At 72.9% G+C, this 7,201-nt stretch carries 4 protein-coding genes and 1 pseudogene; all 5 read right to left on the reverse strand.

Annotated features, from left to right (window positions below):
- Positions 1–17 precede the first annotated feature (17 nt).
- Positions 18–2,555, reverse strand: a pseudogene (locus tag BFF77_RS32665) (ComEC/Rec2 family competence protein); the annotation flags it as partial.
- Positions 2,552–3,475: a ComEA family DNA-binding protein gene (locus BFF77_RS00575; RefSeq protein WP_079124689.1), complete on the reverse strand. Its 924-nt coding sequence runs from the start codon at positions 3,473–3,475 to the stop codon at positions 2,552–2,554. The pseudogene BFF77_RS32665 and the gene BFF77_RS00575, both read right to left, overlap by 4 nt.
- Positions 3,476–3,666: 191 nt before the next feature.
- Positions 3,667–4,512, reverse strand: coding sequence for a DegV family protein (locus BFF77_RS00580; protein WP_066942606.1), 846 nt, complete (start codon positions 4,510–4,512; stop codon positions 3,667–3,669).
- A 97-nt stretch (positions 4,513–4,609) separates the two neighbouring features.
- Entirely contained in the window at positions 4,610–5,407 is a 798-nt protein-coding gene (locus BFF77_RS00585) for a hypothetical protein (protein WP_066942608.1), read from the reverse strand.
- Between the two features lie 161 nt (positions 5,408–5,568).
- Positions 5,569–7,201 (reverse strand): class I tRNA ligase family protein (locus BFF77_RS00590; protein WP_141698321.1); only part of this gene is annotated, 1,633 nt, incomplete at its 5' end.

Consider the following 7,201-nt stretch of genomic DNA (forward strand, 5'->3'; position numbering starts at 1 on the left):
ACGGGACCGCTCCGGCCTTCCCGGGGCACCGCTCTCAGCCCGGCCCCCGCACCGACCACCGCGATCGAACCATCCGTGTCGGTACGCAGCACCGCCGCTCCCCCGGCGCGCAGTGCCTCCACCGTACGAGGCGCGGGATGGCCGTACGGGTTGTCCCGCCCGGCGGAGATCAGGGCGAGCCGGGGCCGGACCGCGCGGAGCAGCCCCGGATCCTGGAACGGCGAGCCGTGGTGGGCCACTTTGAGCACATCCACCGGAGGCAGCGCCGGGTATTCGCTCAACAGCCCCTGCTGGGCAGGCGGTTCGAGATCGCCGAGAAGCAGCAGCGCGGGACCATGGGCCATCCGTACGAACAGGGTGACGCTGGAGTCGTTCGGCTCGTCGGCGCTCAGGGCGGACCGCGCGCTCGGCCACAGCACCCGCCAGGTGAGCGGCCCGATCCGCCGCTGCTCCCCCGGCCGGGCACGGACCACCGGCACCCCTGCCCCGGCGGCCGTTCTCCGCACGAACGCGGCCTGCTCCGGCGGCTCCTCCGAGAGCGTGGTCTGGATCACGCCGACCGCCCTGTCCCGCAGGACACCGGCCAGCCCGCCGACATGGTCGGCGTGGAAGTGGGTGAGCAGCAGCAGCGGAACGCGTGTGACGCCGAGTTCCCGCAGACAGCGGTCGGGCGGCCCGGGGTCGGGGCCGGTGTCCACGACCACGGCCGTGCCCTGGCCCGCCGCCAGCACGACGGTGTCGCCCTGCCCGACGTCACACATCGCGAACGTCCAGCCCGGCGGCGGCCAGCCGGTGACGAGCCGGGTGACCGACGGCGGTCGTACGACGGAGAGCAGCAGGAGCACGGCGCACACGGCGGCCGTCCACGGGTGGCGCGGGATCCGTCGTACGGCGAACAGGACCACGACCGTCAGCGCGACGAGCAGCAGCGCGCCCCACCAGCCGCCCGGCCACGGGATGCCCGCACCGGGCAGCGCCGCACCGCCCCGGGCGACGGACGCGATCCAGCCCGCGGGCCAGCCGGCGCACCGGGCCAGCGCCTCCGCCACGGGCATCGCGAGCGGCGCCAGGGCCAGGGCGGCGAAGCCGAGCACCGTCGCCGGAGCCACCGCCGCCTCGGCGAGGAGATTGCAGGGGATCGCCACCAGGCTGACCCTGGCCGCGAACACCGCCACCACCGGCGCGCACACGGCCTGCGCCGCACCCGCCGCGGCCAGCGCCTCCGCCAGCCGGGCCGGCACCCCGCGCCGCCGCAGCGCGTCGCTCCACCGCGGCGCGACGGTGAGCAGCGCGCCGGTGGCCAGTACGGAGAGGAGAAAGCCATAACTGCGCGCCAGCCACGGGTCGTGGAGCACCAGCAGCAGAACGGCCGCGGCCAGCGCGGGAATCAGCGTCCTGCGGCGGCCCGTGCCGATGGCGAGAAGAGTGATCAGCCCACAGGCCGCGGCCCTCAGCACACTGGGCTCCGGACGGCAGACGATCACGAAGCCGAGCGTGAGCACGCCGCCGAGGAGCGCGGTCCACCGCAGCGAGATCCTCAGCCGTGGCGCGAGCCCCCGCCGCTCGGCTCTTACGGCCAGCCCGGGTGGCCCGATCAGCAGTGCGAGCACCACCGTCAGATTGCTTCCGGAGACGGAGAGCAGATGCGTGAGATCGGTCGCCTTGAACGCGTCGTGCAGTTCGGGAGACACCCGTGAGGTGTCGCCGACGACCAGCCCGGGGAGCAGGGCGCGCGCGTCGGCGGCGAGCCCTTCGGTCGCCTCGCGCAGTCCCGCACGCAGGTCACCGGCCGTGCGCTGGACACGCGTCGGCTGCCCGATCAGCTGTGGCGGTCCCTTCCCCTCCACCCGCAGGACCGCCGCGTGGCGATCGTCCGTGTGCAGCGGCGGCGAGAGCCGCCCGGTCAGCCGCAGCCGGGTGGAGGGCAGCAGCCGCTGCCATCGGCCCGCGTGTTCGCCGGGTCCGGAGAGCACCAGAACGGGTGTCCTGCCCGCGGCGATCCGGCCGTCGGGTCCCGTCAGCCGGGTGAGATCCGCGTCCAGCACGAACCCGGCGCGGGGCATCCGGTCCCCGAGAACCCTCGGGCGTGTGGGCCGGGGATCGGAGGTGACCGTCAACTCCGCGGTGACCCGAGCATATCTCTCGGCCAGGCCCGGCACAGGCCCCCGGTCCGGACCCGCGGTGTGCAGCCCGGCGGACACCGCGCCCGCCGCCGCGCACAGCAGCGCGCCCGCGACAGCGACACCGCCCGGCCGCCGTCCCTGTCCGGCACCGGACCGGGAGGACCCGGACCCGGACCGGGACCGGGACCTGGACCTGGACCTGGACCACAACCTCGACCTCACCAGCAGCAGCCCCGCCGCCGACAGACACACCAGCACGCCGGCGGCGGTCCACCGCCAGGAAGCGCCCACCGCCAGAGCCGCCGCGGCCCAGGCCGCCACCGCGAGCGGAACCAGGCGCAGATCGGCCGGGCCCTCCTGGCGCGGCCCCGCCGAGCCCGCGCGATCGCCGGTGCCGTGACCGGCCGTCGGATCAACCGCGCGGCGCGTCATGGCCGTACACGCGGCTGAAGGTCCGCGAACCTGCGCGCGCCGATCCCGTTGACCTCGCGGAGTTCCTCGACGGACCGGAATCCTCCGTGCTGGAGGCGGTAGTCGATGATGTGCCGCGCCAGTACCGGCCCGACCCCGGGCAGCGTGTCGAGCTGTTCCACCGTGGCGGAGTTGAGACTCACCGGCCCCATGCCCCCCGCGCCGTCGCCCGCGCCGCCCGAGCCGGTACCGATCCCGATCCCGCTCCCGGCGCCCGGGCCGCCGACCGCGCCGACTCCGCCGACCGCGGCCCCCGGTGGGGCCGGACCGCCCACCACCACCTGTTCACCGTCCATCAGCACACGCGCCCGGTTGAGCCCGGTGATGTCCGCGCCCGGCTTGACGCCTCCGGCCGCGCGCAGCGCGTCCGCGACCCGCGATCCGGTCGGCAGCCGCAGCACTCCCGGACTCCTCACCTCACCGCCCACGTCCACGACGACCCGGCCGCTCTCCGCCGAGGCCGACGCCCCCGACGCCCCCGACGCCATCGGCGGGATCACGGCCCCGGCCGCGCCGACCGTCTCCGGTGCCCGGACGGACCTCGGCCGTCCGGACCAGAAGTGCTGGGCGGCGAGCAGCGCGGCCACGACCAGGACGACGGCGAGCGCCGCGAGCGTCCTCGGTTCGAGCCCGCACCGGAGCTGGAGCCACACCGGCAGCCGCTCACGCACCGCGAGCCCCAGCCGCTCTCGCCTGCCGAGCTCCGTACGGCCGCCTTCGCCGTCACCTCCCGTGACGAGCACGGGCGGCGGATCCGCCGCCACCACGACCGGCGGACCGGCGAAGAGGGCGTCCGCCCGGTGGCGCGGATGACGGGCGCGGACATCGGAGCCCGGGGCACGACCGGGCCCACTGGTTACGGAACGTGTTCGAAGAGTCATGCCACAGAACGGTAGGCACTTCCGCCCGACCTCGCTCAGAGGCCCGGATTCCCGTGGACAACGGTCCCATTGTGGAAAACTCGGTCACCCGTACGAGTGGACCGCCACGGCGACGAGTGGCCCGGCGCCCCCGGGCGCTCACAGGTGTCTCCCGCTCGGTGTCTCCCGCTCGGCCGCTCGGTGTCTCCCGCTCAGCGCGGCGAGATCACCGCTCCCAGCAGCCCCGGCCCCGTGTGCGCCCCGATCACCGCGCCCACCTCGCTCACATGCAGATCCACCAGTCCCGGCACCCGCTCACGCAGCCGCTCGGCCAGCGTCACGGCCCGCTCCGGCGCAGCGAGATGGTGCACGGCGATGTCCACACGGCTCGTGCCCGCGCGCTCGGCGACGATCTCCTCCAGCCGCGCGATCGCCCTTGAGGCCGTGCGAACCTTCTCCAGCAACTCGATACGTCCGCCGTCCAACTGCAACAGCGGCTTCACCGCCAGCGCCGAGCCCAACAGCGCCTGTGCGGCGCCGATACGACCGCCTCTGCGCAGATAGTCCAGCGTGTCGACGTAGAAGTACGCGGAGGTGCCCGCGGCCCGCTTCTCGGCGGCGGCCACCGCCTCGTCCAGCGTCCCGTTCCCCTCGGCGGCCTCGGCGGCGGCCAGCGCGCAGAACCCGAGTGCCATCGCCACCATCCCGGTGTCCACCACCCGCACCGGCACCGGCGCGCCCTTCGCCGCGAGCACGGCGGCGTCGTAGGTCCCGGAGAATTCGGCCGAGAGATGCAAGGAGACGATCCCGGTCGCGCCGGCCTCCGCCGCGGTACGGTACGCGGCGGCGAAGACCTCGGGGCTGGGCCGCGAGGTGGTCACGGAGCGCCGCTTCTGGAGCGCCAGGGCCAGTGAACGGGCCGAGATCTCGGTGCCCTCCTCCAGCGCGCGGTCACCGAGCACGACGGTCAGCGGCACCGCGGTGATGCCGTGCCGCCGCATCGTCTGTGGCGGCAGGTAGGCCGTGGAATCGGTGACGATAGCGACATGGCGGGACATGAGCGGGAGGTTACCCGTCGTCGCCCCCTGTCGGCAGCCCGGCCCCGTTCCGATGATCGATTCCGCCCGGACCCCGGCCCGGTCCGGCCGATTCCGGTCAGTTGGTGGTCTCGGGCCTCGTCTGTCCGGTGCGTTTCTGCCACGGATAGGCGATCCGCTGCCGGACACCGGGGGGCTCGATGGCCTGCGTCTGTCCCTGCCCCGGTTCCCGCCCTTCATCCGTCGCCCGGGGCTCGGCCCCGGGTCCGGCGGCGGGCCCGGACCCGTCCCCGGGCTCCGGCCACACCACGTGCTGCTCTGACCTCTCGGCGCTCCCGGGCCACTCGGCCTGCCCTCGCGGCTCCGCCGCCGGCTCCGACCAGTGACGCAGCGCCCCCGACTCCACGTCGATCTGGGCACTCAGCGACGACAGGTCGTCCTCCGCGAACTTCCGCGCCCGGTCCCGCGCCGCCCAGCGCAGCGAATCCGCCGAATGGGTGATCCGCTCCGTACGCTCGCGCAGTTCCTGAAGGTGTTCGGCCACTCTCGCCCGGTCCGGATCGCGCTCCAGCCGGCGCAGCTCCTCGTCCAGCTCACGCCCGTGCGCGCTGAGCCGCTGGAAGAGCGCGACCGACTCGGACAGCGAGGCGTCCTCCGCCACTCCCGCCTGGAGCATTTCCTGCGTCGCCCGCATCGACGTGCGCAGCCGCACCCGGAGCTGGGCCAGCTCCCCGGACACACCTATCTGGCCGAGGCTTCTGGCCCGCAGGGTGGTGTCCTCCACCGTGCGGCGCGCGTTCGAGATCGTACGGTCGACGCCGCGCTTGGCCGCGCCGACGGCCTTGACACTCACGAACACCCCGAGTGACACGAACGCGACGAAGAGCAGCGCCAGGATCACGATGACGACCTCCATGGGCGCCCCCTTCGTTGTCGTTTACGCTCCCTCCACCGTAAACGGAACAGACAGGTTGAGGGTTCCTGGGGAACCCCCAACCTGCCCGTAGGGGAAAGCCCTGCTTGTCCCTGCGCCGCTTGTCCCTACGCCCTGTCCCCACGCCGGAACACGCCCTGTCCCTACGCCGGAACGATGTTCACCAGCTTGGGCGCCCGCACGATCACCTTGCGGACACCGGCGCCGCCCAGCGCCGCGACCACCGCCTCATCGGCCAGCGCCAGCGCCTCCAGCTCCTCGTCCGAGATCGACGGCGAGACCTCCAGCCGCGCCTTGACCTTGCCCTTGATCTGCACCACGCAGGTCACGGCCTCGTCCACGACGTACGCCGGGTCCGCGACCGGGAAGTCCTGGTACACGACCGAGTCGGAGTGGCCCAGCCGGTGCCACAGCTCCTCGGCGACATGCGGCGCCAGCGGCGCGATCAGCAGCACCAGCCGCTCGGCGACCGGGCGCGGCACCGGACGGCCCGTCCTGGTGAGCTGGTTGTTCAGCTCGGTGATCTTGGCGATGGCGGTGTTGAACCGCAGCGCCGTCATGTCCTGGCCGACTCCGTCGATCGCCTTGTGCAGTGCGCGCAGCGTCTCCTCGTCGGGCTCGGTGTCCACGACGGCGATCTCGCCCGTCGTCTCGTCGACCACATTGCGCCACAGCCGTTGCAGCAGCCGGTACTGGCCGACCACCGCGCGCGTGTCCCACGGCCGCGACACATCCAGCGGGCCCATCGCCATCTCGTACAGCCGCAGTGTGTCCGCGCCGAACTCGGCGAAGATCTCGTCCGGAGTGACCGCGTTCTTCAGGGACTTGCCCATCTTGCCCAGGACACGGCTGACCTTCTCGCCCTGGTACCGGTATTCGCCGTCCCGCTCCTCGACCTCGGCGGCGGGCACCGCGATCCTGCGGCCGTCCCGGTACACGAAGGCCTGGATCATGCCCTGGTTGTACAGCTTGTGGAACGGCTCGACCGAGGAGATGTGCCCCAGGTCGTACAGCACCTTGGACCAGAAGCGCGCGTACAGCAGGTGCAGTACGGCGTGCTCCGCGCCCCCCACGTACAGATCGACACCGCCGTGCGGCTGTCCCTCACGAGGGCCCATCCAGTACCGCTCGATGGCCGGGTCGACCAGCTTCTCGCTGTTGTGCGGATCCAGATAGCGCAGCTCGTACCAGCACGAACCGGCCCAGTTCGGCATCGTGTTGGTCTCGCGGCGGTAGCGCTTGACGCCCTCGCCCCGGCCCAGGTCCAGTTCGACGTGGACCCACTGCGCGTTCCGCGACAGCGGTGTCTCGGGCTGGGTGTCCGCGTCGTCCGGGTCGAACGTCCGTGGCGAGTAGTCGTCGACCTCGGGCAGTTCCAGCGGCAGCATCGACTCGGGCAGCGAGTGCGCAGTGCCGTCCTCGTCGTAGACGATGGGGAAGGGCTCGCCCCAGTAGCGCTGGCGGCTGAACAGCCAGTCGCGCAGACGGAAGTTGACCGTTCCCTCGCCGATACCGCGCTCGGCCAGCCATTCGGTGATCCTCGCCTTGGCCTCGGCCACCCTCAGACCGTCCAGGGAGACGTCCCTACCGGTCGAGTTGACGACGCGTTCGACTCGTACGACGCGCGCGTCGTCAACTCGACCGGTAGGGACGTCTCCCTGGACGGTCTGAGGGTGGCCGAGGCCAAGGCGAGGATCACCGAATGGCTGGCCGAGCGCGGTATCGGCGAGGGAACGGTCAACTTCCGTCTGCGCGACTGGCTGTTCAGCCGCCAGC

The organism is Streptomyces lushanensis (assembly GCF_001700515.1).
Classification (GTDB): Bacteria; Actinomycetota; Actinomycetes; order Streptomycetales; family Streptomycetaceae; genus Streptomyces; species Streptomyces lushanensis.

Excerpts from the sequence above, each read along its gene's own strand:
- BFF77_RS00575 (WP_079124689.1), bottom strand. The coding sequence starts at position 3,475 with ATGACTCTTCGAACACGTTCCGTAACCAGTGGGCCCGGTCGTGCCCCG.
- BFF77_RS00580 (WP_066942606.1), bottom strand. The coding sequence starts at position 4,512 with ATGTCCCGCCATGTCGCTATCGTCACCGATTCCACGGCCTACCTGCCG.
- BFF77_RS00585 (WP_066942608.1), bottom strand. The coding sequence starts at position 5,407 with ATGGAGGTCGTCATCGTGATCCTGGCGCTGCTCTTCGTCGCGTTCGTG.